Origin of the sequence: Pseudomonas sp. 58 R 12 (genome assembly GCF_900005865.1) — a bacterium.
GTDB classification, from domain to species: domain Bacteria; phylum Pseudomonadota; class Gammaproteobacteria; order Pseudomonadales; family Pseudomonadaceae; genus Aquipseudomonas; species Aquipseudomonas tritici.
This window is the reverse complement of sequence record NZ_CVTP01000013.1, coordinates 169670-191533: the sequence shown is the minus strand read 5'-3', so window position 1 is coordinate 191533 and position 21864 is coordinate 169670. Positions and strand designations below refer to the sequence as shown.

Below are 21864 nucleotides of genomic sequence, written 5' to 3'. Positions count from 1 at the left end.
CATTGGTCGGCGCGCCGTGGGTGCGTCTTTGCTTTATCAGATGGAGAGCGCTATGGCTTGGAATGAGCCGGGTGGCAACTCGAATAATCAGGATCCTTGGGGTGGTAAACGCCGCAATAATGGCGACCGCAAGGGGCCACCAGATCTCGACGAGGCCTTCCGAAAGCTGCAGGAAAGCCTGAATGGGTTGTTCGGTGGTGGGAAAAAACGTGGTGGTGACGACGGCGGTCGCACAAGCAAGGGCGGTGGCTATGGCCTGCTGGGCCTGGGTCTTGTCGTGCTGGCGGCCGTATGGCTGTACAGCGCCGTTTACGTGGTGGACGAGCAGGAGCAAGCCGTGGTGCTGCGCTTCGGCAAGTACTACGAAACCGTAGGCCCGGGCCTGAACATCTACTTCCCGCCGATCGATAAAAAGTACATGGAGAATGTCACGCGTGAGCGTGCCTACACCAAGCAGGGCCAGATGCTGACCGAAGACGAGAACATCGTCGAAGTGCCGCTGACCGTGCAGTACAAGATCAGCAACCTGCAGGACTTCGTGCTGAACGTCGACCAGCCGGAAATCAGCCTGCAACACGCCACTGAAAGTGCCCTGCGCCACGTCGTCGGTTCTACCGCGATGGACCAGGTGCTGACCGAAGGTCGTGAATTGATGGCCAGCGAAATCAAGGAGCGCCTGCAACGGTTCCTCGATACCTATCGCACCGGCATCACTGTCACCCAGGTGAACGTACAGAGCGCAGCTGCACCGCGTGAAGTGCAGGAAGCCTTCGATGACGTGATCCGCGCTCGTGAAGATGAGCAGCGTTCGCGCAACCAGGCTGAAACCTACGCCAACGGCGTCGTGCCGGAAGCCCGTGGTCAGGCCCAGCGTATCCTTGAGGATGCCAATGGTTACCGCGACGAAGTGGTCTCCCGTGCCAAGGGTGAGGCGGATCGCTTTACCAAGTTGGTCGCCGAGTACCGCAAGGCGCCGGAAGTTACCCGTGAGCGTCTGTACCTGGACACCATGCAGGAAGTCTTCAGCAACACCAGCAAGGTTCTCGTGACCGGCAGCAAAGGTGGGCAGAACAACCTGCTGTACCTGCCGTTGGACAAGATGATCGAAGGTGGTCGTAGCAGCACCAGCACACCGTCCACCGGTTCCAATGCTGCTGCCAATGAAGCGAGCGCCCGTGCGGCCGCTGACTTGCTGCAACAGCAAACACGTACCAGGGAGAGTCGTTGATGAGCAATAAATCGCTGACCGCCCTGATTGTGGGCGTCGTCGTGGTCATCGCTGCCTGGAACTGCTTCTACATCGTGGCTCAGACCGAGCGTGCGGTGCTGCTGCAATTCGGTCGCGTGGTCCAGGCGGATGTCCAGCCGGGCTTGCATGTGAAAGTCCCCTACGTCAACCAGGTGCGTAAGTTCGACGCCCGCCTGATGACGCTGGATGCACCGACACAGCGCTTCCTGACCCTGGAAAAGAAAGCCGTGATGGTTGACGCCTACGCCAAGTGGCGCGTCAAGGATGCCGAACGCTTCTACACCGCGACCTCCGGCCTCAAGCAGATTGCGGACGAGCGTTTGTCGCGCCGTCTGGAGTCGGGCCTGCGTGACCAGTTTGGTAAGCGCACGCTGCACGAGGTGGTATCCGGTGAGCGTGACGCGCTGATGGCTGACATCACGCGTTCGTTGAACACGATGGCGGAAAAAGAGCTCGGCATCGAAGTGGTTGATGTTCGGGTCAAGGCCATTGATCTGCCAAAAGAAGTGAACCGCAGCGTGTTCGAGCGTATGAGCACCGAGCGTGAGCGTGAAGCGCGTGAGCACCGCGCCAAGGGTAACGAGCTGGCGGAAGGTATCCGTGCGGATGCTGATCGTCAGCGCCGCGTACTGTTGGCTGAAGCTTACCGTGAGTCTGAAGAGGCCCGCGGTGATGGCGATGCTCAAGCGGCGGCGATCTACGCCAAGGCTTACGGCCAGGATCAGGAGTTCTACGCGTTCTACCGTAGCCTGCGTGCCTACCGTGAAAGCTTCGCGAACAAAACCGACGTCATGGTGCTGGACCCAAGCAGCGACTTCTTCCGCTACCTGGAAAAGTCCAAGTAACCAGCCTGTGATTCTGTAGGTGTCACTCCCGTCGGGCGGCTAAAACGCCTGGCGGGGTGATCCTTTCAGAAAACGGGTGTATGATGCGGCAGCCGGGAAATTCCCGGCTTTTTTGCGTCTGCATGTTTGATTCGGCAGGCGTGACAGGTTTTTCGAGGAAAGTGCCCGACGAGGCCGGTGATAGGTCGTTCGTCACGTCGTTCTTGCGCGTGGTTTATGCAAGGGGGCGGGTATTTTCTGCTCTACTCAAGGCTCGGCTGACGGCTGGCCGCCCGGATCATAGGGGAATGGCGTAATGGCAACGGTAGACCGCTGGCTGCTGCCAGATGGCATCGAAGAAGTACTGCCACCGGAGGCTGCGCGCATTGAAGTAGCGCGCCGCCAGGTGTTGGATCTGTTCCAGAGCTGGGGTTACGAGTTTGTCGTGACCCCCCATATCGAGTACCTGGAATCCCTGCTGACCGGCGCGGGCCAGGACCTGGATCTGCGCACCTTCAAAGTCATCGACCCGCAATCGGGCCGGCAAATGGGCTTTCGTGCCGACATCACGCCGCAAGTGGCGCGCATCGATGCGCACACCCTGCGCCGCGAAGGCCCGAGCCGCCTGTGCTACGCCGGCAGCGTGCTGCATGCGCAACCGCGTGCACTGTCGTCTTCGCGAAGCCCGATCCAATTGGGTGCCGAGTTGTACGGTGATGCCAGCCCGAGCAGCGACGTTGAGGTGATCAGCTTGATGCTGGCCATGCTGCAACTGGCTGACGTACCGGATGTCCACATGGACCTGGGCCACGTGGGTATCTACCGTGGCCTGGCCCGTGCGGCCGGTTTGTCCGGTGAAGTGGAACAACAGTTGTTCGATGCCCTGCAACGCAAGGCCATCGATGAAGTGATTGCCCTGACCGCTGGCGTGCCTGCCGATCTGGCCGACATGCTGCGTGCGCTGGTGAACCTGTGTGGTGGCCGTGAAGTGCTGGTAGCTGCGCGTGAGCGCCTGGCCAATGCGCCGGCGCCGGTACTGGCTGCACTGGATGACGTGCTGGCCATCGCCGAGCAACTGTCGGCGCGCTTCCCGCAGTTGCCGCTGTATTTTGACCTGGGTGAGTTGCGCGGCTACCACTACCACACCGGTGTGGTGTTCGCGGTATTTGTACCGGGTGTTGGCCAAGCCATCGCCCAAGGCGGTCGTTATGACGATATCGGCGCAGATTTCGGTCGTGCGCGTCCGGCCACCGGTTTTTCCACCGATTTGAAAACCCTGGTGACCCTGGGGCGTGCTGAGGTCGAGCTGCCGTCTGGTGGCATCTGGATGCCCGACAGTACGGACGCAGCACTCTGGCAGCAGGTTTGCCAGTTGCGCAGTGAGGGTCAGCGTGTTGTCCAGGCCTTGCCTGGTCAGCCATTGGCCGCCGCCCGTGAAGCGGACTGCGACCGGCAATTGATTCTGCAGAACGGGCTTTGGCAAGTATCGCCACTGGCTTCTTGAGTTTTCCTGCCGGCCATCGCCGGCACCAAGTTTGCGCGAATGAGGACAAGTGTTATGGGTAAGAATGTCGTAGTCCTGGGCACCCAATGGGGTGATGAGGGCAAAGGCAAGATCGTTGATCTGCTGACCGAACATGCTGCCGCCGTAGTGCGCTACCAAGGTGGCCACAACGCTGGCCACACCCTGGTCATCGATGGCGAAAAAACCGTCTTGCACCTGATCCCCTCGGGTGTACTGCGCGAAGGCGTGCAGTGCCTGATCGGCAACGGCGTGGTGGTTGCACCTGACGCACTGTTGCGCGAGATCACCAAGCTGGAAGAGAAAGGCGTACCGGTGCGCGAGCGCCTGCGTATCAGCCCGTCCTGCCCGCTGATCCTGTCCTTCCACGTGGCGCTGGACCAGGCCCGCGAAAAGGCCCGTGGCGAGCTGAAGATCGGTACTACCGGTCGCGGTATCGGCCCAGCGTATGAAGACAAGGTTGCTCGTCGTGGCCTGCGTGTTGGCGACCTGCTGAACATGCCGCGCTTCGAAGACAAGCTGCGTGAACTGGTGGATTACCACAACTTCATGCTGGTGGGTTACTACAAAGAGCCGGCCATCGAGTTTGAAAAGACCCTGGCCGAGTGTAAGGAATACGCTGAGCTGCTCAAGCCGCTGATGCTGGACGTGACGGCTGAGTTGCACGACCTGCGTCGCGCTGGCAAGGACATCATGTTCGAAGGCGCCCAAGGCTCCCTGCTTGACATCGACCATGGCACCTACCCGTACGTGACGAGCTCCAACACCACCGCGGGCGGCGTTGCGACCGGCTCGGGCGTTGGTCCTATGTTCCTGGACTACATCCTGGGCATCACCAAGGCTTACACCACCCGTGTAGGTTCGGGTCCATTCCCGACTGAGCTGTTCGACGAAGTCGGTGCGCACTTGGCCAAACAAGGTCACGAGTTCGGCGCAACCACCGGCCGTGCTCGTCGTTGTGGCTGGTTCGACGCCGTTATCCTGCGTCGCGCTATCGATGTGAACAGCATCTCGGGCATCTGCCTGACCAAGCTGGACGTACTCGACGGCTTGGAAACCATCAATATCTGCATCGGCTATAAAGATGCAGAGGGGAAGGACGTTGCCCCGACTGACGCTGACAGCTACGTGGGCCTGCAGCCTGTGTACGAAGAAGTGCCGGGCTGGACCGAATCGACCGTGGGTGCCAAAACCCTCGAAGAGCTGCCAGCTAACGCCCGTGCCTACATCAAGCGTGTTGAAGAGCTGATCGGCGCACCGATCGACATTATTTCGACAGGTCCGGACCGCAACGAAACCATCGTTCTGCGTCACCCGTTCGCTTAATAAGCTGTTGATGTAAAAAGCAAAGGGCTCCCCAGGGAGCCCTTTGTCGTTTCTGTCGCTTTAGCGGCACGACCCTTGCTTCGGTTCTCTCTTTCGCGGTGCTATCAAATTAATGGCGCCCGTGGTCGAGGGATTCCCGATGTCTGCCGTTCTCTCATTGTTACAAAGCCGTCTGTTGCGGCCGGTGTTCGTTACCCTAGGTATCGCCCTTTTGGTGCAAGTGCTGGTAGCGGTTGCTCTCACACGCAGCACGGTTACGGCGCTGGAGGCTGATCTGGGCAATCGCCTGGGTATCGACAGCCAGAAACTGTCTGGCGAATTGGCGCAGGCGGGTAAAGAAGTCACGTCCAGTCTGGATAGCTTGTCTACCAGCACCCGTCAGCGTCTGACAGCAGGGCTTTCGACCCGCCTGCAGGAAGAGCAGAAGCAACTGCGTGCGACCCTGGAAAAAGACCTGCAAGACTCCGCCAATGATATGGCGCAACTGCTGGCCTCGGTGGCGCCTCGCGCCATGTGGGACAGCGACGTACCGACGCTGTCGGAGTTTGCGCGCCGTGCGCAGCGCAATCCCAACGTGCTATTTGTAGTTTATGACGACGCCGCGGGTGAGCATTTGACCCGCTACCTGAATCGCGAGAATCCGATCAATCAGGCACTGCTGGCTAAGGGGGCGGGTGATCGCGCGTTGGATAAGGTGCTCGACGCGGCCAAGTCCGACCCTTCCGTGTACTACGTCGAGGCGTCTATCAGCCCCAATGGGGTAGAAATTGGCAAAGTCCGCATGGGCGTTTCGACCGCGTCGGTTGAAGCCGACCTGCAGGCATTGGACAAGCGTTTCGCCGCGCTGATTGCCAGCGGCGATCAACTGGTCGGCGACAGCCTCAAAGGCGCGGCGGCTGACAGCGCGGCCGCCATGGGCGCCCGTTTGCAATCCGCGCAAGCCACGGCCACCCAGATGACCGCCAATACCACCAGCGCCGTTCAGGACGCTGCTGGCACCTTGCGCTGGCGCATCGGCATGGGCCTCGCACTGGTCGGTCTTGGCGTATTGTTGCTGATCGCTATCGTGCTGGGTCGCCGTGTCGTCAACCGTTTGAAGCTGCTGATCGCAGCCATGGATGACCTGGCGGCGGGCGAGGGCGACCTCACCAAGCGTGTGCAGATCAGCAGCAAGGACGAAATCGGCGACATGGCCTCGGCGGTCAATCGCTTTGTGGATAAGTTGCAGCCCATCGTCCGCGAGGCGGGGGATGTGGCCCAGCGTACCGGGGTGGAAATCGGCGCCATGACCTTGCGCAATGCCGGTGCTGATGCAGCGGCGGGCTTGCAGCGTGATGAAGTGGCCGAGAGCTTGCGCGCGCTGTCGCAGATGGCAGACGAAGCACAAGCCGAAAGCCATGCGATGCAGGCGGCGTTGCAGCAGGTGGTGGATATTCGCCAGGCCACGGATGAGAACTCGCGGACTTCGGCGGAGGTCGGCAGTTTGATTGAGGCGCTGGCGGGCCAGGTGCAGGCAGGCTCCCAAGTGATTGAGCGTCTGGCCCAGCAAAGCGAGCAGATCGAGGTGGTGCTGACCGTGATTCACGGCATCGCCGAGCAAACCAACCTGCTGGCGCTCAATGCGGCGATCGAAGCGGCCCGCGCGGGTGAGACCGGTCGCGGCTTTGCCGTGGTGGCAGACGAAGTGCGCGCGCTGGCGAGTAAAACCCAAAGCTCCACCGGTGATATCCAGGCGCATATCGTGGCGTTGCAGCAGGGCGCTCGTGAGGCGGTGGAAACTATCGGCAAGGCCGGGCGCCAGGCCAATGAAGGTTTGCTGGTGCTGCGCGATAGCGTGCGCTTGCAGCAGACGGTGCAGGCCTCGGTGGAGCAGGTGCATGCGGCGATTGGCTTGGCGACGCGCGCGGCTGAGCATCAGGCGCAGGGCGCGCATGCGGTGCGTGGTCGCGTTGAAGTGATCCATGCCCAGGCTGAGCGTGCGGCGCAGGCGGTCGTGGAAACGACCGCGAGTGGCAAGGTGCTGGATGGGTTGGCGGCGCAGTTGAAGGCGAGCCTGGGGCAGTTTCGGGCCTGAGGTTGTCTGGTCCGGCCTCATCGCAGGCAGGCCAGCTCCCACACTTTGAATTGTGAACCCATTCAAATGTGGGAGTCGGCTTGCCCGCGATAGCGGTCTCAGCGGCTCAAATACATCCGAGTCGTTAACAGATACACCGGCAACCCCGACACCAGAATCAACAGCGCCGCATAGGGCGCCGCCGCCGCAAACTCAACATTCGAAGTATGCGCCCACACCGCCGTCGCCAATGTATTCAACCCTGTCGGGCTGAGCAGCAACGTCGCCGTCAACTCCTTCATCGCATCCAGAAACACCAGCGCAAACGCTGCACCCAGTGCCGGGAAAATAATCGGCAACGTCACTCGGCAAAACGCACTGAACGACGACGCCCCCAGCGTACGCGCAGCCTCTTCCAGTTGTGGCGCGGCCTTGTTCAGTGCCGTACGAATCGGCGCCTGGGCCAGAGGCAAAAACAACAGCGCATAAGCGATCAATAACAAGGCCGACGTTTGATACAGCGCCGGCACGTAATGCAGGGCGAAATACACCAGCGTCAGCGCAACCACCAGGCCGGGCAGGGCGTGCAGCAGATACGGCAGGCGCTCGGCCCAGATTGCCAGTTGGCCTTTGTAACGCACCACTAGCAGGCCCACTGGCACCGCCAATACTAAGCACAGCGCCGCACCGCCGAGAGAAAGTGCCAACGAAGACAGCAGCGCTTCACTGATCTCGGCCACCGGGAATGCGGCGGAAGAGCCCACTGCCAACCAGTAACCGAGCATCCCCAGCGGTATGCCGCTGCCGATGATCGCCAGTACCAGGCAATACGCCTGGCCCAGATGCGCCCACTTACCTAATCGAACCTGTTCGGCATGCCGCGCCGCGCCTTGGCCTATGCGCACATGTCGGCCCTTGCCGCGCACGCGCAACTCCAACCACAACAGCGTCAGGCACATCACCAGAAGCACTGCCGAGAGCATCGCGGCGTTGGCATTGCTGAATTCCAGTTCGAATTGTTGATAGATCGCGGTGGTAAAAGTCTGCAGCCCAATAATCGACAGCGCGCCGAACTCCACCAGCATGTGCAGCGCGATCAACAGTGCTCCGGCCAGCAGCGATGGCCACAGCAAAGGCAATGTGACGCGAAAGAACACGCCCCAGCGATTCAGCCCCAGGGTGCGGGCCGACTCTTCCAGTGAGGGATCAAGGTTGCGCAGCGTCGCCGCCACTGGCAAAAACACCAGCGGGTATTTCGACAAGCTCATCACCAGGATCGCGCCGCCGAGCCCTTCGAAGTTGGCGCTCAGCGAGACCCAGGTAAAGCTGCTGACAAATGCCGGTACCGCAAACGGCAGGCACAAAATCACGCCCCAGATGCGTCGCCCCGGCAGGTTGCTGCGCTCCAGCAGCCAGGCCAGGGACAGGCCGATCACGCCGCATGCCAGCGTCACGCCGACCATCAGCGCCAGGGTGTTGCGCAGCAGTCCGAACACGTACGGGCGCCACAGCAGGTGCACCGCTTCCGCCCAGCCGGCCTGCCAGGCCTTGAGCCCGACATACGCCAACGGCAGCAGGCTCAGGCCAACCAGCAACAGCACGGGCAGCAACAGCCAGATTGACGGGCGCTTGCGCCTTGGACTGAAACCCCTGCGCGTGGCAGGGGCGGATAGCGATGGGTTCATCAGTTCAAGCCAACGTCACGTTCCAGGTCCAGGGCTTCTTCGGCGTTGCCCAAGTCGGCAGGGGTGACTTTCGGCGGTTGCAGCTCATTGAAAGGCTTGAGGCCACGATTGGATTCCATGCCTTTGCGCAGCGGGTACTCAGCCGAGGTGTTGGTGATCACGCGTTGGCCTTCTTCACTGGCCATGAATGCCAACAGTTGCTGCGCTTCCTTGGGGTGCTTGCTGGATTTCAGCGCTGCAGCCGAAGACACGGTGATCAGGCCGCCGGCATCACCATTGGTGAAGTAGTGCAACTGGGAGTCCAGGTTGGTTTTTTCTTTCTTCAGCGCGAACCAGTAGTAGTTGTTCACCAGCACCGTGGCCACTTCGCCGTTCTCCACGGCTTTGAGGGCGACCATGTTATTGCTGTACACCTTGCCGAAGGCGCGCAGGCCGGTCAGCCATTCTTCGGCGGCTTCACGACCGTGCAGCTTGATGATCGCCACGGCCTGTTCCTGGAATGCGCCACTGGTAGGCACGAAGCCAACCTTGCCTTGCCACTCGGGGCCGGCGAAATCCAATACCGATTTCGGCAGGTCTTTTTCAGCAATCAGTTTCGGGTTAAAGGCCACGACGCGGGTGCGTGCAGTCACGCCCATCCAGTCGCCATTGGCGCCAACATAATCCTTGGGCAATACGTCGAGGGTGCTGGCGTCGATCTTGGCCAGCAGGCCTTGTTCGCCGAGTTTGTTCAGTGGTGGCGATTCTTCGGTGTAGATCACGTCGGCAGGGGAGCGGTCCCCCTCTTCGACGACCTGGCTGGCCAGCTGGTTGCTGCTGCCTTTGCGCGCGTTGACGTGAATGCCGGTCTTGGCTTCGAAGGCCTTGGCGAGTTCATCGCCGACTTCTTTGTGCTGGCCGTTGTACAGGGTCAGGGAGACCTTGTCGGCGGAATAGGCGGTGGGGGAGAGCAGGGTCAGGCCTAGCAGAGTGATGGTCAGGCCACGCAGAAGGGATGTCTTGAGATGGGTATCGCGGATCATCATCCGGGTTGTTCCTCACTTGTATGCAACAAATACTTACAAGGATAAACGATAAAACTTCTCAAGTGCGGACGAGGGGGAAATCGCTGGGGAAGTTTCCACGCGATTGTTTTCAAACCCCGGAAACGAAAAAACCCGCTTTCGCGGGTTTGATCTGAATTTGGTGCCCAGGAGAAGACTCGAACTTCCACGACCTTGCGATCACCAGCACCTGAAGCTGGCGTGTCTACCAATTTCACCACCTGGGCATTATCAAGCAACGTTGCCGCTGTCGATGGGGCGAACTATACGGCGGGGTTTTTGATCTGTAAACCCCTGATTCGAAAAAATAAATCGAGTTTTGCTTTAAAAATCAAAGACCTGAAACGAAAAAACCCGCTTTCGCGGGTTTGATCTGAATTTGGTGCCCAGGAGAAGACTCGAACTTCCACGACCTTGCGATCACCAGCACCTGAAGCTGGCGTGTCTACCAATTTCACCACCTGGGCAGCATCAACAACGTTGCCGTCGTCGATGGCGCGCACTATACGGAGTGGGATTTGCACTGTAAACCCCCGCTATCAAAAAAAACTGGAAAATAGCACCGACGGGCGTGCAAGCTGTATTTCGGAAGCTGTAAAGTGCTTTTAACGGCTTGTTCGTGCCTGAAATTTCCCGTTTCAATACGCGTATGCCAAACTAACCCGTATATAGACAAGGTGAAAACTCTCTAATGGCCGATTGGCAGTCCCTCGATCCCGAGGCCGCTCGTGAAGCGGAAAAATATGAAAACCCTATTCCTAGCCGTGAACTGATCCTGGCGCATCTCGCCGATCGGGGTTCGCCTGCTAGCCGTGAGCAACTGGTTGAAGAGTTCGGTCTGACCACCGAAGACCAGCTCGAAGCCCTGCGCCGCCGTTTGCGTGCCATGGAGCGCGACGCTCAACTGATCTACACCCGCCGTGGCACCTACGCGCCTGTGGATAAGCTCGACCTGATACTGGGCCGCATTGCCGGCCATCGTGACGGTTTCGGCTTCCTGATTCCGGACGACGGCAGCGACGACCTGTTCATGAGCCCGGCGCAAATGCGCCTGGTGTTCGATGGCGACCGTGCCCTGGCCCGCGTTTCCGGCCTGGACCGTCGTGGTCGCCGCGAAGGTGTGATCGTTGAAGTGGTGTCCCGCGCCCACGAGTCCATTGTCGGCCGTTACTTCGAAGAAGGCGGTATCGGCTTTGTTGTGCCGGATAACCCGAAGGTCCAGCAGGAAGTGCTGATTACCCCGGGCCGCAATGGCGCCGCCAAGGTCGGTCAGTTCGTCGAGGTGAAAATCACCCACTGGCCAACCCCGCGCTTCCAGCCACAGGGCGATATCGTTGAAGTGGTCGGCAACTACATGGCGCCGGGCATGGAAATCGACGTTGCGCTGCGCACCTACGATATTCCTCACGTTTGGCCTGACGCGGTGCTGAAAGAAGCCGCCAAGCTCAAGCCGGTAGTTGAAGAAAAAGACAAAGAAAAACGCATCGACCTGCGTCATCTGCCGTTCGTCACCATCGACGGCGAAGATGCCCGCGACTTCGACGATGCGGTTTACTGCGAAGCCAAGCCTGGCAAGCTGCGCCTGTTCTCCGGCGGCTGGAAGCTGTTTGTCGCCATTGCCGATGTGTCCAGCTACGTGAAGATCGGTTCGGCCCTGGACAACGAAGCCCAGGTGCGCGGCAACTCGGTGTACTTCCCTGAGCGCGTGATCCCGATGCTGCCTGAGCAGCTGTCCAACGGCCTGTGCTCCCTGAACCCGAAAGTCGACCGTTTGGCCATGGTGTGCGAGATGACTATCTCGAAAACCGGCGAAATGACCGACTACCAGTTCTATGAGGCGGTGATCCACTCCCAGGCGCGCCTGACCTACAACAAGGTCAGCACCATCCTGGAAACGCCGAAAACCAGCGAAGCCAAGGCCCTGCGTACCGAATACGCCGGTGTGGTTCCGCACCTCAAGCAGCTCTATGCACTGTACAAGGTGCTGCTGGGTGCCCGTCACGTACGTGGCGCGATCGATTTTGAAACCCAGGAAACCCGAATTGTCTTCGGTTCCGAGCGCAAGATCGCCGCGATCACCCCGACCACGCGTAACGATGCTCACAAGCTGATCGAGGAATGCATGCTGGCGGCCAACGTGGCCACTGCTGAATTCCTGAAAAAGCACGAAATCCCTGCGCTCTACCGCGTGCACGACGGTCCGCCGCCGGAGCGTCTGGAGAAGTTGCGTGCGTTCCTCGGTGAGCTGGGCCTGTCCCTGCACAAAGGCAAAGATGGCCCATCGCCGAAGGATTACCAGGCGCTGCTCGCGAGCATCAAGGACCGTCCGGATTACCACGTGATCCAGACCGTGATGCTGCGTTCCCTGAGCCAAGCGGTGTACAGCGCTGATAACCAAGGCCACTTCGGTCTGAATTACGAAGCCTATACCCACTTCACTTCACCCATTCGCCGTTACCCGGACCTGCTCACGCACCGTGCGATCCGTAGCGTGATCCATTCCAAGCAAAACACCCCGCACGTCAAGCGTGCCGGTGCGATGACCATTCCGAAGGCGCGGATCTATCCGTACGACGAAGCTGCGTTGGAACAGTTGGGCGAGCAATGCTCCATGAGCGAGCGCCGTGCCGACGAAGCCACCCGTGACGTAGTGAACTGGCTCAAGTGCGAGTTCATGAAGGATCGCGTGGGCGAGTCGTTCCCGGGTGTGATCACTGCGGTGACTGGCTTTGGTCTGTTCGTTGAGCTGACCGATATCTACGTCGAGGGTCTGGTGCATGTCACCGCCTTACCGGGTGACTACTACCACTTTGACCCTGTGCATCACCGCCTGGCGGGCGAGCGCACCGGTCGTAGCTTCCGCTTGGGTGATACGGTTGAAGTGCAGGTCATGCGCGTCGACCTCGACGAGCGCAAGATCGACTTCGGTATGCCCGAAAAGCCTGCCGAGGCGCCGGGCAGCCGTAAAAAACGTGGCAGCGAGCCTGCTGCGCCAGCCAGCAAGGGCAGAGGCACTTCCGCGAAAGCGGTAGCCGCCGAGCCTGCGTCAGCCAAGGCGGGTCGTCGCTCGTCTAGCAAGGAAAAGGCTCCTGAGGCCTACCGCCCAAGCGACGCAGCGGCGAAAAACGCCGAATTGCGCAAGAGCCGCGAGTTGAAGCAGCAGTTGCTCAACGAAGCCAAAAGCGGTGGTAAAGCGGCGTCTGGGGGAAAGTCTCGCGGGGACGAAAATCCGTCGAGCAAGCCAAGTAAACACCGTAAAGGCCCGCCCAAAGCGGGTTCGGCCCCCGCGAAAAGCGGTGGATCGCGCAAACCTAAGGCCAAGTCATGAGTCTGGAAAAAATCTACGGCGTGCACGCCGTAGAAGCACTGCTGCGTCACCACCCTAAGCGCGTCAAGCAAGTGTGGCTGGCAGAAGGTCGCAGCGAGCCACGCGTGCAAGCGCTGGTCGAGCTGGCCACCCAAAACAAGGTGGCTATCGGTCAGGCTGAGCGTCGTGAAATGGACGTGTGGGTTGAGGGTGTTCACCAAGGCGTGGTTGCAGACGTCAGTCCGAGCCAGGTCTGGGGCGAAGCCATGCTCGACGAGCTGCTTGACCGTACCGAAGGTGCCCCGCTGTTGCTGGTGCTGGACGGCGTGACCGACCCGCATAACCTCGGCGCTTGCCTGCGTTCGGCGGATGCTGCCGGCGCGCTGGCAGTGATTGTGCCTAAAGACAAGTCGGCCACCCTGACGCCAGTCGTGCGTAAAGTGGCCTGCGGCGCGGCGGAAGTGATTCCGCTGGTGGCTGTGACCAACCTGGCGCGCACCCTGGAGAAACTCCAGCAGCGTGGCCTGTGGATCGTGGGTACGGCAGGCGAGGCTGAGGTCAGCATTTATGACCAAGACCTCACCGGCCCGACCATTTTGATCATGGGCGCCGAAGGTAAGGGCATGCGTCGCCTGACCCGCGAGCACTGCGATTACCTGGTGCATTTGCCGATGGCTGGCAGTGTCAGCAGTCTGAACGTTTCGGTCGCGACCGGCGTGTGCCTGTTTGAAGCCCAGCGCCAGCGTGGCGCCAAGGCTAAGACCAAGCCCAAGAAGTAATCCGGCTTGGCGCAGTTCAAAATGTGGGAGCTGGCTTGCCTGCGATAGCATCACTTCGGTATCACTGATACACCGAGGTGCCTGCATCGCGGGCAAGCCCGACTCCCACACAAGCCCGCTCCCCCATTTGCTGTGTGGTGGTTGGAGGATTGTTCAAATAATCACCAATCACCTTGCGCCCTTCCTCCCCCTTCTCTACAATTGCGCCCCTTGCCTTCCTGGCGGGCACCGATGTGCCTCCCTTTGGCAAGATCCATAAGTGTCATTCACTCCTTGTCTGACCGTTTTTGAGCGGCAGGCTACAACCCGTAAGGAGCATTCATGCGTCATTACGAAATCATCTTTTTGGTCCACCCGGATCAAAGCGAGCAAGTCGGCGGCATGGTAGAGCGTTACACCAAGCTGATCGAAGAAGACGGCGGCAAAATCCACCGTCTGGAAGATTGGGGCCGTCGTCAACTGGCCTACGCAATCAACAATGTTCACAAGGCTCACTACGTGATGCTGAACGTTGAGTGCACTGGCAAGGCCCTGGCCGAGCTGGAAGACAACTTCCGCTACAACGATGCAGTGATCCGTAACCTGGTCATCCGTCGCGAAGAAGCCGTTACCGGCCAATCCGAGATGCTCAAGGCTGAAGAAAACCGCAGTGAGCGCCGTGAGCGTCGCGACCGTCCTGAGCACGAAGGCGCTGATAGCGCTGATAGTGATGACAGCGACAACAGCGATAACGCTGACGAGTAATCCACGGACCTTTTAAGGAGCCTATCAAATGGCACGTTTCTTCCGTCGTCGTAAATTCTGCCGCTTCACCGCTGAAGACGTGAAAGAGATCGATTACAAAGATCTCAACACTCTGAAAGCCTACGTATCCGAGACCGGCAAAATCGTTCCAAGCCGTATCACCGGTACCAAAGCACGTTATCAGCGTCAGCTGGCCACCGCTATCAAGCGCGCCCGCTTCCTGGCCCTGCTGGCCTACACCGACAGCCACGGCCGCTGAGACCGGGCAGTCGACAAGTAGTAAGGGATTGAATGCATGCGCGCCTTAGCTGAGTTCATCATGCGCGGTCGTGTGCAGGCCACTCTGGTAGTGGCTGGATGTGCAGCATTGCCGTTGTTGTATTGGTTGGGTGCTGCCGCTGGATGCCTTGTGCTCCTGCGGCGCGGTTTGCAGGGCGCCGTTGGCGTCCTGGCCCTGGGAGTGTTGGCCGCCTTGATCTGGTGGCTGCAACTGGGCGAACCCAAGGTACTTCTGGTACTGCTGGGGTCGTCGAGCCTTGCGTTGGTTTTGCGCGCAAGTGAGTCCTGGGTCCGCACGCTGCTGGTCAGCGTGGCATTGGGATTGGTGTTTTCGGTGTTGATTGACGCGGCTTTCCGCCCGCAAATCGAGGCGCTGTCGCAAGAGATCGTCAAGATCCTGCCGATGGCCCTCGGGGAACTCTACCAGCAGCTGTCGGTAGATGAGCGAGCGCGACTGGCAACACTGATTGCACCGGCCCTGATCGGCCTGATGGCGGTAATGATGCAGATCGTCAGCTTGTTGAGCCTGATGCTTGGGCGATATTGGCAGGCGTTGTTGTACAACCCGGGTGGTTTTGGTCGCGAGTTTCGCAGTATCAGAATTCCCGTGGGCCCGGCGATGTTGCTGCTTGCACTCATGGTTATCGGACCGAACCTTGGTTCGCAGATGGCCTTGATGGTGCTGTTTTGCAGCGTACCGCTGATGTTCGCCGGACTGGCCCTGATTCACGGGCTGGTCGCGCAGAAGCGTCTGGCCAAGTTTTGGCTGGTGGGGTTGTACGTAACGATGTTGCTGTTCATGCAGCTGATCTATCCGTTACTCGTGGTTCTGGCCATTGTCGACGGCCTGATTGATTTTCGCGGTCGTCTGGCGCCGAAAGACGCCGATAACGCGAACGGTGAAGGTTAAAAGTTAGAGGATTTTCACATGCAACTGATCCTTCTGGAAAAAGTCGCCAACCTGGGCAACCTGGGCGACAAAGTGAACGTTAAGGCCGGCTACGGTCGTAACTACCTGCTGCCATACGGCAAAGCCACCGCTGCAACCGCTGCCAACCTGGCTGCGTTTGAAGAGCGTCGTGCTGAGCTGGAAAAAGCAGCAGCAGACAAAAAAGCTTCGGCCGAAACTCGCGCTGCCCAACTGGCTGAGCTGGAAGTGACTATCACTGCCACCGCCGGTGACGAAGGCAAGCTGTTCGGTTCGATCGGCACCCACGACATCGCTGATGCACTGACCGCCTCCGGCGTTGAAGTGCAGAAGAGCGAAGTTCGTCTGCCGAACGGCACCATCCGCAACGTAGGCGAATTCGACGTAGCCGTGCACCTGCACGCCGAAGTTGAAGCCACCGTACGCGTTGTCGTGGTAGCAGCTTAAGCAAGACCCAACTGGCTGGCACCTTGCGTGACAGCCGGTTAACATCGGGCACGATCCTGTTCACAGGTCGTGCCTTTTGTTTTTTTACATACCCCTAATTCCAAGTGGCCATGAACGATATTTCAGCTCCCGAGCAATACGATCTGCAAACCGCTGCCCTGAAGGTGCCGCCGCACTCCATCGAGGCCGAACAGGCCGTGCTCGGTGGTTTGATGCTGGACAACAACGCCTGGGAGCGCGTGCTGGATCAAGTCTCGGACGGTGACTTCTATCGCCATGACCACCGCCTGATCTTCCGCGCCATCGCTAAGCTGGCCGATCAGAACTCCCCCATCGACGTCGTGACCCTTGCCGAACAATTGGACAAGGAAGGCCAGACCTCGCAAGTGGGTGGTCTCGGCTACCTTGGTGAGCTCGCAAAAAACACCCCGTCGGTCGCCAACATCAAGGCCTATGCGCAGATCGTCCGCGCGCGGGCAACGTTGCGTCAATTGATCGGCATTGCCACTGAAATCGCTGACAGTGCCTTCAACCCGGAAGGGCGTACAGCCGAGGAGATCCTCGACGAAGCCGAGCGGCAGATCTTCCAGATCGCCGAAGCGCGGCCGAAAACCGGCGGCCCGGTCAGCGTCAACGACCTGTTGACCAAAGCCATCGACCGTATCGATACCCTGTTCAACACCGACAACGCGATCACCGGCCTGTCCACCGGCTACACCGACCTGGACGGCATGACCAGTGGCTTGCAACCGGCTGACTTGATCATCGTCGCGGGCCGTCCGTCCATGGGTAAAACCACCTTTGCGATGAACCTGGTGGAAAACGCCGTTCTGCGCAGTGACAAGGCGGTACTGGTTTACTCCCTGGAGATGCCAGGTGAATCGCTGATCATGCGGATGCTTTCATCCCTGGGCCGCATCGACCAGACCAAAGTGCGTGCCGGTCGCCTGGAAGACGATGACTGGCCGCGACTGACCTCGGCCGTCAACCTGCTCAACGACCGTAAGCTGTTCATCGATGACACCGCCGGTATCAGCCCTTCGGAAATGCGCGCGCGCACTCGGCGCTTGGTGCGCGAGCACGGCGACATCGCCCTGATCATGATCGACTACCTGCAGTTGATGCAGATCCCCGGCTCCAGCGGTGACAGCCGAACCAACGAGATTTCCGAGATTTCTCGCTCGTTGAAAGCCCTGGCCAAGGAGTTCAACTGCCCAGTGGTGGCGCTGTCGCAGCTCAACCGCTCCCTGGAGCAACGGCCCAACAAGCGCCCGATCAACTCTGACTTGCGGGAATCCGGAGCGATCGAGCAGGATGCTGACGTGATCATGTTCGTGTACCGCGACGAGGTGTATCACCCGGAAACCGAGCACAAGGGCATCGCCGAAATCATCATCGGCAAGCAGCGTAACGGCCCGATCGGCACCACGCGCCTGGCGTTTATCGGTAAATACACTCGGTTCGAAAACCTTGCGCCAGGCAGTTACAACTTCGAAGACGAGTAAATGAGCGCCTCCAATTCCGACTGCAAAGGTCGGAATTGGTCAAATTTTGTGCTATATTCCGCGCCCGCGATTTTTCATCTCAACACCGGTCACCGTCATGCAAACAGCCAAGCCGTTATTTGACTATCCCAAGTACTGGGCCGAATGTTTCGGTCCTGCGCCATTCCTGCCAATGAGCAGGGAGGAGATGGATCAGCTTGGCTGGGATTCCTGCGACATCATCATCGTCACCGGTGATGCCTACGTCGACCATCCGTCGTTCGGCATGGCGATCATCGGCCGGCTGCTGGAGTCCCAGGGCTTCCGTGTCGGGATCATTGCGCAGCCGAACTGGCAGTCCAAAGACGACTTCATGAAGCTCGGCGAGCCGAACCTGTTCTTCGGCGTCGCGGCCGGCAACATGGACTCGATGATCAACCGCTACACCGCCGACAAGAAAATCCGCTCCGACGACGCCTACACCCCAGGCGGCATGGCCGGCAAACGCCCGGACCGCGCCAGCCTGGTGTACAGCCAGCGTTGCAAGGAAGCCTACAAGAACGTGCCGATCGTGCTCGGTGGCATCGAAGCCTCCCTGCGCCGCATCGCCCACTACGACTACTGGCAGGACCGCGTGCGTAACTCGATCCTGATCGACGCCACCGCCGACATCCTGTTGTACGGCAACGCCGAGCGCGCAATTGTCGAAGTTGCCCAGCGCCTGTCGTGGGGCCACAAGATTGAAGACATCACTGACGTGCGCGGCACTGCGTTCATTCGCCGTGACACGCCGGCAGGCTGGTACGAAGTGGACTCCACGCGTATCGACCGTCCGGGCAAGATCGATAAGATCATCAACCCGTACGTGAACACCCAGGACACCCAGGCTTGCGCCATTGAGCAGGAAAAAGGTCCGGTTGATGATCCGGACGAAGCCAAGGTCGTGCAGATCCTGGCCAGCCCGCGCATGACCCGCGACAAAACCGTAATCCGCCTGCCGTCGGTGGAAAAAGTCCGTGGCGACGCGGTGCTCTACGCCCACGCCAACCGCGTGCTGCACCTGGAAACCAACCCAGGCAACGCCCGCGCCCTGGTGCAGAAGCACGGTGAAGTGGACGTGTGGTTCAACCCGCCGCCCATTCCCATGACCACCGAAGAAATGGACTACGTGTTTGGCATGCCTTACGCCCGTGTCCCGCACCCGGTGTACGGCAAGGAAAAGATTCCGGCCTACGACATGATCCGCTTCTCGGTGAACATCATGCGTGGTTGCTTTGGCGGCTGCACCTTCTGCTCGATCACCGAGCACGAAGGCCGCATCATCCAGAACCGTTCCGAAGAGTCGATCATTCGCGAGATCGAAGAGATCCGCGACAAGGTCCCGGGCTTCACCGGGGTGATCTCCGACCTCGGTGGCCCGACCGCGAACATGTACCGCATCGCCTGCAAGAGCCCGGAAATCGAATCCGCGTGCCGCAAGCCGTCGTGCGTGTTCCCTGGCATCTGCCCGAACTTGAACACTGACCATTCGTCGTTGATCCAGCTGTACCGCAGCGCCCGTGCGTTGCCGGGTGTGAAGAAGATCCTGATCGCCTCCGGCCTGCGCTACGACCTCGCCGTCGAGTCGCCGGAGTACGTCAAGGAGCTGGTCACCCACCACGTCGGTGGCTACCTCAAGATCGCCCCGGAACACACCGAGGAAGGTCCGCTCAACCAGATGATGAAGCCGGGCATTGGCAGCTATGACAAGTTCAAGCGCATGTTCGAGAAGTACACCAAGGAAGCGGGCAAGGAGCAGTACCTGATCCCGTACTTCATCGCTGCCCACCCCGGCACCACCGATGAAGACATGATGAACCTGGCCCTGTGGCTCAAGCGCAATGACTTCCGCGCCGACCAGGTGCAGGCGTTCTACCCGTCGCCGATGGCCACCGCCACCGCGATGTACCACTCGGGCAAGAACCCGCTGCGCAAGGTCACCTACAAAAGCGACGCGGTGACCATCGTCAAGAGCGAAGAGCAGCGCCGCCTGCACAAGGCGTTCCTGCGCTACCACGACCCGAAAGGCTGGCCGATGCTGCGTGAAGCGCTGACCCGCATGGGCCGTGCCGACCTGATCGGGCCGGGCAAGGAGCAACTGATCCCGCTGCACCAGCCGTCTACCGACAGCTACCAGAGCGCGCGTCGCAAAAACTCGACGCCGGCCGGCAGCCACAAGGTCGCCAAGGAAACCACCAAGATCCTCACCCAGCACACCGGCTTGCCACCGCGCGGCAGCGACGGCAGCAACCCGTGGGACAAGCGTGAACAAGCCAAGGCTGCGGCCATGGCACGCAACAAACAGGCGGCTAAAGAGCGCACCGACGCGGCCAAGGGCAAAGGCAAGAAGCCTGCGCGCAAGCCAGTCGTGCCGCGTTGATCGTAGCCTGAAAATGCAAAACGCCAGCCTCGTGCTGGCGTTTTGCTTTCTATTCGGTGGCGAGCCTGTTTGTTAAGGTGGCGACCATTAAATCGCCTTCGCGGGCAAGCCCGCTCCCACATTTTGATTTGCGAATACTCAAGTGTGGGAGCGGGCTTGCTCGCGAAGGCGTCGGCTCAGCCACCACCTATTTCAAGGAAGAACACCCCCATGGGCAACCCCCCGGCCGGTATCGGCATGGACTCCAACCGCTCCCAATTCATGGCGCGCCAGCGCATCGAGAGCCAGATCAACCTGCCGCGCCTGTTTGCGGCCATTGACGCTGACCCCGGCATTGTCGGCGCAGGTGTCGTGTATATCGATGCCGATTTCAACGTGATCACCCTGCGCGAGTTCAGGCCCATCTGCAGCATCAGGCCCAAGCGCATTATTTTGCGCGAGGCGCAGAAGTACATTTCGCCTGCGCAGTTTGTGGAACAAGTAAAGACCGATCCTCGGGAAGGACGCCTTCAAAAAGAGGCGTTTGATATGGGTCTTTCCTGTGGTGCGGCGGTAATCGGCTGGATCGTGGTGTTCAGCGGCAGTGTTGCGGTACCGTTCACGGCAGGTGCCAGTGCATTTGTGGTCGGCATTGGTATCACGGCGGCGCTGGCCAGCAGCGCGCAATGTGGGTTTGGCGTGGCGCGTACGTATAACGAAGTGCTTGATCCTGATGCCAATGACCGTATGGACGACGCCGAATGGTACGGCGCCGTTTCACCTATCCTTGACGCGGCCTCTTTGGTGGGCATCGGCACGGGTGCGTTGACCACCGTCAGGCTGCTCAAGGCCAACAAGGCCGCAGCATTGGGCAAGAGTTGGTACGAACTGCTCAAGGGCCTGAGCCGTCAGGAACGCAAGAAGTTGACCAAGGAACTGCTTAGCCTCAGGGACCCAAGCCTGACGCCCAAGCTACTCAAATTGCAGCAGCGCGCCGGCAAGCTGACAAAGAGCTACAGTTCCACGGAGATCCGTCATGCCACTTTGACCCAACTCAAGGATGCCTTGGGCGGGCTCTTGGGTATCTGGGGCAGCTATAGAACGGGTCACGTAGGCACTGCCGAGACCATTGCCATTGGCCTGTACGAGGACTTGACGGAATGAACGGCTTCCCCGAGATGGGCAGTTTCCTCGCCCGCTATTTCCCCGTGTTCATGGGGACGATTTTCATGGCGATCTTCTCCGGCTCAGCCTCGGTCTCCATGGCTGGCGTGACCTATTTGCGCGGTCTTGATCCCGCGCTCAAGGCCAACTATTCAGTAGGCGCGATACTGGCGCTAGTGGCGGTGCTGGTCTTTGGCAACGTCATGATCGCACGCGGCTATCCCTGGGCTACGCGGCTGGTGGCGGCTTACTTGGGCGCTTGTCTGTTGTTCGTACTGCCAATGATTCAATACGATCTCAACAAGCTGGTCTATGGCTCGGCTGTCCTCTTTCCGCTGTTGGGGTTACTGCTGCTCAATAGCAAACGCCACCGCGAAATGCGCAAAAAACTGTCCGAGATACGCCACCTGCGCCAAGCCGTAATCGCAAAGCGCAAAACCCGGTGATTGGGTAGATTCGCCACCCATCCTCACATTAACGCCACAAATATGTGCGGCGCCTGCACCACGACACCACCGTTGGCGCCGTTTTGGTGCTGTACTGCACCGGGTCCCACGATAAAGCGCAATGACGGCCGCTCTGGCATAAGTCTTGCGCGCTTTGTTTCCATGCCCTGGCTCGCAGGAGGCCGC

17 protein-coding genes and 2 tRNA genes are annotated in these 21864 nt (G+C 59.8%); 15 read left to right on the top strand and 4 right to left on the bottom strand.

Annotated features, from left to right (window positions below):
* Nucleotides 1-52 precede the first annotated feature (52 nt).
* From hflK to BFP95_RS07160, 5 genes are all read left to right on the top strand, one after another.
* Nucleotides 53-1228 carry an FtsH protease activity modulator HflK gene (gene hflK, locus BFP95_RS07180; RefSeq protein WP_065874360.1) on the top strand — a complete coding sequence of 392 codons (1176 nt, stop codon included), beginning with the start codon at nt 53-55 and terminating at the stop codon, nt 1226-1228.
* Complete coding sequence (gene hflC, locus BFP95_RS07175) at nt 1228-2094, top strand: protease modulator HflC (RefSeq protein WP_010213607.1); 867 nt, start codon at nt 1228-1230, stop codon at nt 2092-2094. Before hflK ends, hflC begins: the two co-directional genes overlap by 1 nt.
* Before the next feature lie 295 nt (nt 2095-2389).
* Nucleotides 2390-3577 (top strand): ATP phosphoribosyltransferase regulatory subunit, encoded by a 1188-nt coding sequence (locus BFP95_RS07170; protein ID WP_049710297.1) that lies wholly within the window; start codon nt 2390-2392, stop codon nt 3575-3577.
* A 54-nt stretch (nt 3578-3631) separates the two neighbouring features.
* Nucleotides 3632-4921: an adenylosuccinate synthase gene (locus BFP95_RS07165; RefSeq protein WP_010213605.1), complete on the top strand. Its 1290-nt coding sequence runs from the start codon at nt 3632-3634 to the stop codon at nt 4919-4921.
* A gap of 139 nt (nt 4922-5060) precedes the next feature.
* On the top strand, nt 5061-6995 hold the full coding sequence (locus BFP95_RS07160) for a methyl-accepting chemotaxis protein (RefSeq protein WP_065874358.1): 1935 nt from the start codon (nt 5061-5063) through the stop codon (nt 6993-6995).
* Nucleotides 6996-7093: 98 nt separating this feature from the next.
* Here BFP95_RS07160 and BFP95_RS07155 read toward each other — a convergent pair whose 3' ends face one another.
* The 4 genes from BFP95_RS07155 to BFP95_RS07140 all read right to left on the bottom strand — a co-directional run bounded on the left by BFP95_RS07155 (nt 7094) and on the right by BFP95_RS07140 (nt 10169).
* On the bottom strand, nt 7094-8659 hold the full coding sequence (locus BFP95_RS07155; RefSeq protein ID WP_065909677.1) for an ABC transporter permease: 1566 nt from the start codon (nt 8657-8659) through the stop codon (nt 7094-7096).
* Entirely contained in the window at nt 8659-9684 is a 1026-nt protein-coding gene (locus tag BFP95_RS07150; RefSeq protein WP_065909675.1) for an iron ABC transporter substrate-binding protein, read from the bottom strand. Before BFP95_RS07150 ends, BFP95_RS07155 begins: the two co-directional genes overlap by 1 nt.
* 158 nt (nt 9685-9842) lie before the next feature.
* Nucleotides 9843-9929 (bottom strand) — tRNA-Leu (locus tag BFP95_RS07145).
* A gap of 153 nt (nt 9930-10082) precedes the next feature.
* Nucleotides 10083-10169 (bottom strand) — tRNA-Leu (locus tag BFP95_RS07140).
* Between the two features lie 224 nt (nt 10170-10393).
* On the opposite strand from BFP95_RS07140, the gene rnr reads away from it, so the two are divergent.
* From rnr to BFP95_RS07090, 10 genes are all read left to right on the top strand, one after another.
* Nucleotides 10394-13030, top strand: a complete 2637-nt coding sequence (gene rnr, locus BFP95_RS07135) for a ribonuclease R (RefSeq protein ID WP_065874355.1) — start codon at nt 10394-10396, stop codon at nt 13028-13030.
* The gene (gene rlmB / locus BFP95_RS07130) at nt 13027-13788 is read left to right on the top strand and encodes a 23S rRNA (guanosine(2251)-2'-O)-methyltransferase RlmB (protein ID WP_065889097.1); all 762 of its coding nucleotides are present in this window, start codon (nt 13027-13029) and stop codon (nt 13786-13788) included. Before rnr ends, rlmB begins: the two co-directional genes overlap by 4 nt.
* A gap of 321 nt (nt 13789-14109) precedes the next feature.
* Entirely contained in the window at nt 14110-14532 is a 423-nt protein-coding gene (gene rpsF, locus BFP95_RS07125) for a 30S ribosomal protein S6 (protein ID WP_003236224.1), read from the top strand.
* 28 nt (nt 14533-14560) lie between these two features.
* A complete protein-coding gene (gene rpsR, locus BFP95_RS07120) occupies nt 14561-14791 on the top strand; it encodes a 30S ribosomal protein S18 (RefSeq protein WP_002551829.1) in 231 nt (76 codons plus the stop codon).
* Between the two features lie 36 nt (nt 14792-14827).
* Nucleotides 14828-15721 carry a hypothetical protein gene (locus BFP95_RS07115; RefSeq protein WP_065889095.1) on the top strand — a complete coding sequence of 298 codons (894 nt, stop codon included), beginning with the start codon at nt 14828-14830 and terminating at the stop codon, nt 15719-15721.
* An 18-nt stretch (nt 15722-15739) separates the two neighbouring features.
* Complete coding sequence (rplI, locus tag BFP95_RS07110) at nt 15740-16186, top strand: 50S ribosomal protein L9 (RefSeq protein WP_003171376.1); 447 nt, start codon at nt 15740-15742, stop codon at nt 16184-16186.
* Nucleotides 16187-16296: 110 nt separating this feature from the next.
* Nucleotides 16297-17691 carry a replicative DNA helicase gene (dnaB, locus tag BFP95_RS07105; protein ID WP_003217484.1) on the top strand — a complete coding sequence of 465 codons (1395 nt, stop codon included), beginning with the start codon at nt 16297-16299 and terminating at the stop codon, nt 17689-17691.
* 97 nt (nt 17692-17788) lie between these two features.
* Entirely contained in the window at nt 17789-20089 is a 2301-nt protein-coding gene (locus BFP95_RS07100; RefSeq protein ID WP_065874352.1) for a YgiQ family radical SAM protein, read from the top strand.
* A 210-nt stretch (nt 20090-20299) separates the two neighbouring features.
* Nucleotides 20300-21232: an NAD synthetase gene (locus tag BFP95_RS07095; protein ID WP_065879908.1), complete on the top strand. Its 933-nt coding sequence runs from the start codon at nt 20300-20302 to the stop codon at nt 21230-21232.
* On the top strand, nt 21229-21678 hold the full coding sequence (locus tag BFP95_RS07090; RefSeq protein WP_065874350.1) for a hypothetical protein: 450 nt from the start codon (nt 21229-21231) through the stop codon (nt 21676-21678). The genes BFP95_RS07095 and BFP95_RS07090 overlap by 4 nt, the downstream gene beginning before the upstream one ends.
* Nucleotides 21679-21864 lie beyond the last annotated feature (186 nt).

Excerpts from the sequence above, each read along its gene's own strand:
- dnaB (WP_003217484.1), top strand. The coding sequence starts at position 16,297 with ATGAACGATATTTCAGCTCCCGAGCAATACGATCTGCAAACCGCTGCC.
- BFP95_RS07100 (WP_065874352.1), top strand. The coding sequence starts at position 17,789 with ATGCAAACAGCCAAGCCGTTATTTGACTATCCCAAGTACTGGGCCGAA.
- BFP95_RS07150 (WP_065909675.1), bottom strand. The coding sequence starts at position 9,684 with ATGATGATCCGCGATACCCATCTCAAGACATCCCTTCTGCGTGGCCTG.
- BFP95_RS07160 (WP_065874358.1), top strand. The coding sequence starts at position 5,061 with ATGTCTGCCGTTCTCTCATTGTTACAAAGCCGTCTGTTGCGGCCGGTG.
- rplI (WP_003171376.1), top strand. The coding sequence starts at position 15,740 with ATGCAACTGATCCTTCTGGAAAAAGTCGCCAACCTGGGCAACCTGGGC.
- BFP95_RS07090 (WP_065874350.1), top strand. The coding sequence starts at position 21,229 with ATGAACGGCTTCCCCGAGATGGGCAGTTTCCTCGCCCGCTATTTCCCC.
- BFP95_RS07115 (WP_065889095.1), top strand. The coding sequence starts at position 14,828 with ATGCGCGCCTTAGCTGAGTTCATCATGCGCGGTCGTGTGCAGGCCACT.
- rpsF (WP_003236224.1), top strand. The coding sequence starts at position 14,110 with ATGCGTCATTACGAAATCATCTTTTTGGTCCACCCGGATCAAAGCGAG.
- BFP95_RS07165 (WP_010213605.1), top strand. The coding sequence starts at position 3,632 with ATGGGTAAGAATGTCGTAGTCCTGGGCACCCAATGGGGTGATGAGGGC.
- rpsR (WP_002551829.1), top strand. The coding sequence starts at position 14,561 with ATGGCACGTTTCTTCCGTCGTCGTAAATTCTGCCGCTTCACCGCTGAA.
- hflK (WP_065874360.1), top strand. The coding sequence starts at position 53 with ATGGCTTGGAATGAGCCGGGTGGCAACTCGAATAATCAGGATCCTTGG.
- BFP95_RS07095 (WP_065879908.1), top strand. The coding sequence starts at position 20,300 with ATGGGCAACCCCCCGGCCGGTATCGGCATGGACTCCAACCGCTCCCAA.
- rnr (WP_065874355.1), top strand. The coding sequence starts at position 10,394 with ATGGCCGATTGGCAGTCCCTCGATCCCGAGGCCGCTCGTGAAGCGGAA.
- BFP95_RS07170 (WP_049710297.1), top strand. The coding sequence starts at position 2,390 with ATGGCAACGGTAGACCGCTGGCTGCTGCCAGATGGCATCGAAGAAGTA.
- BFP95_RS07155 (WP_065909677.1), bottom strand. The coding sequence starts at position 8,659 with ATGAACCCATCGCTATCCGCCCCTGCCACGCGCAGGGGTTTCAGTCCA.
- rlmB (WP_065889097.1), top strand. The coding sequence starts at position 13,027 with ATGAGTCTGGAAAAAATCTACGGCGTGCACGCCGTAGAAGCACTGCTG.
- hflC (WP_010213607.1), top strand. The coding sequence starts at position 1,228 with ATGAGCAATAAATCGCTGACCGCCCTGATTGTGGGCGTCGTCGTGGTC.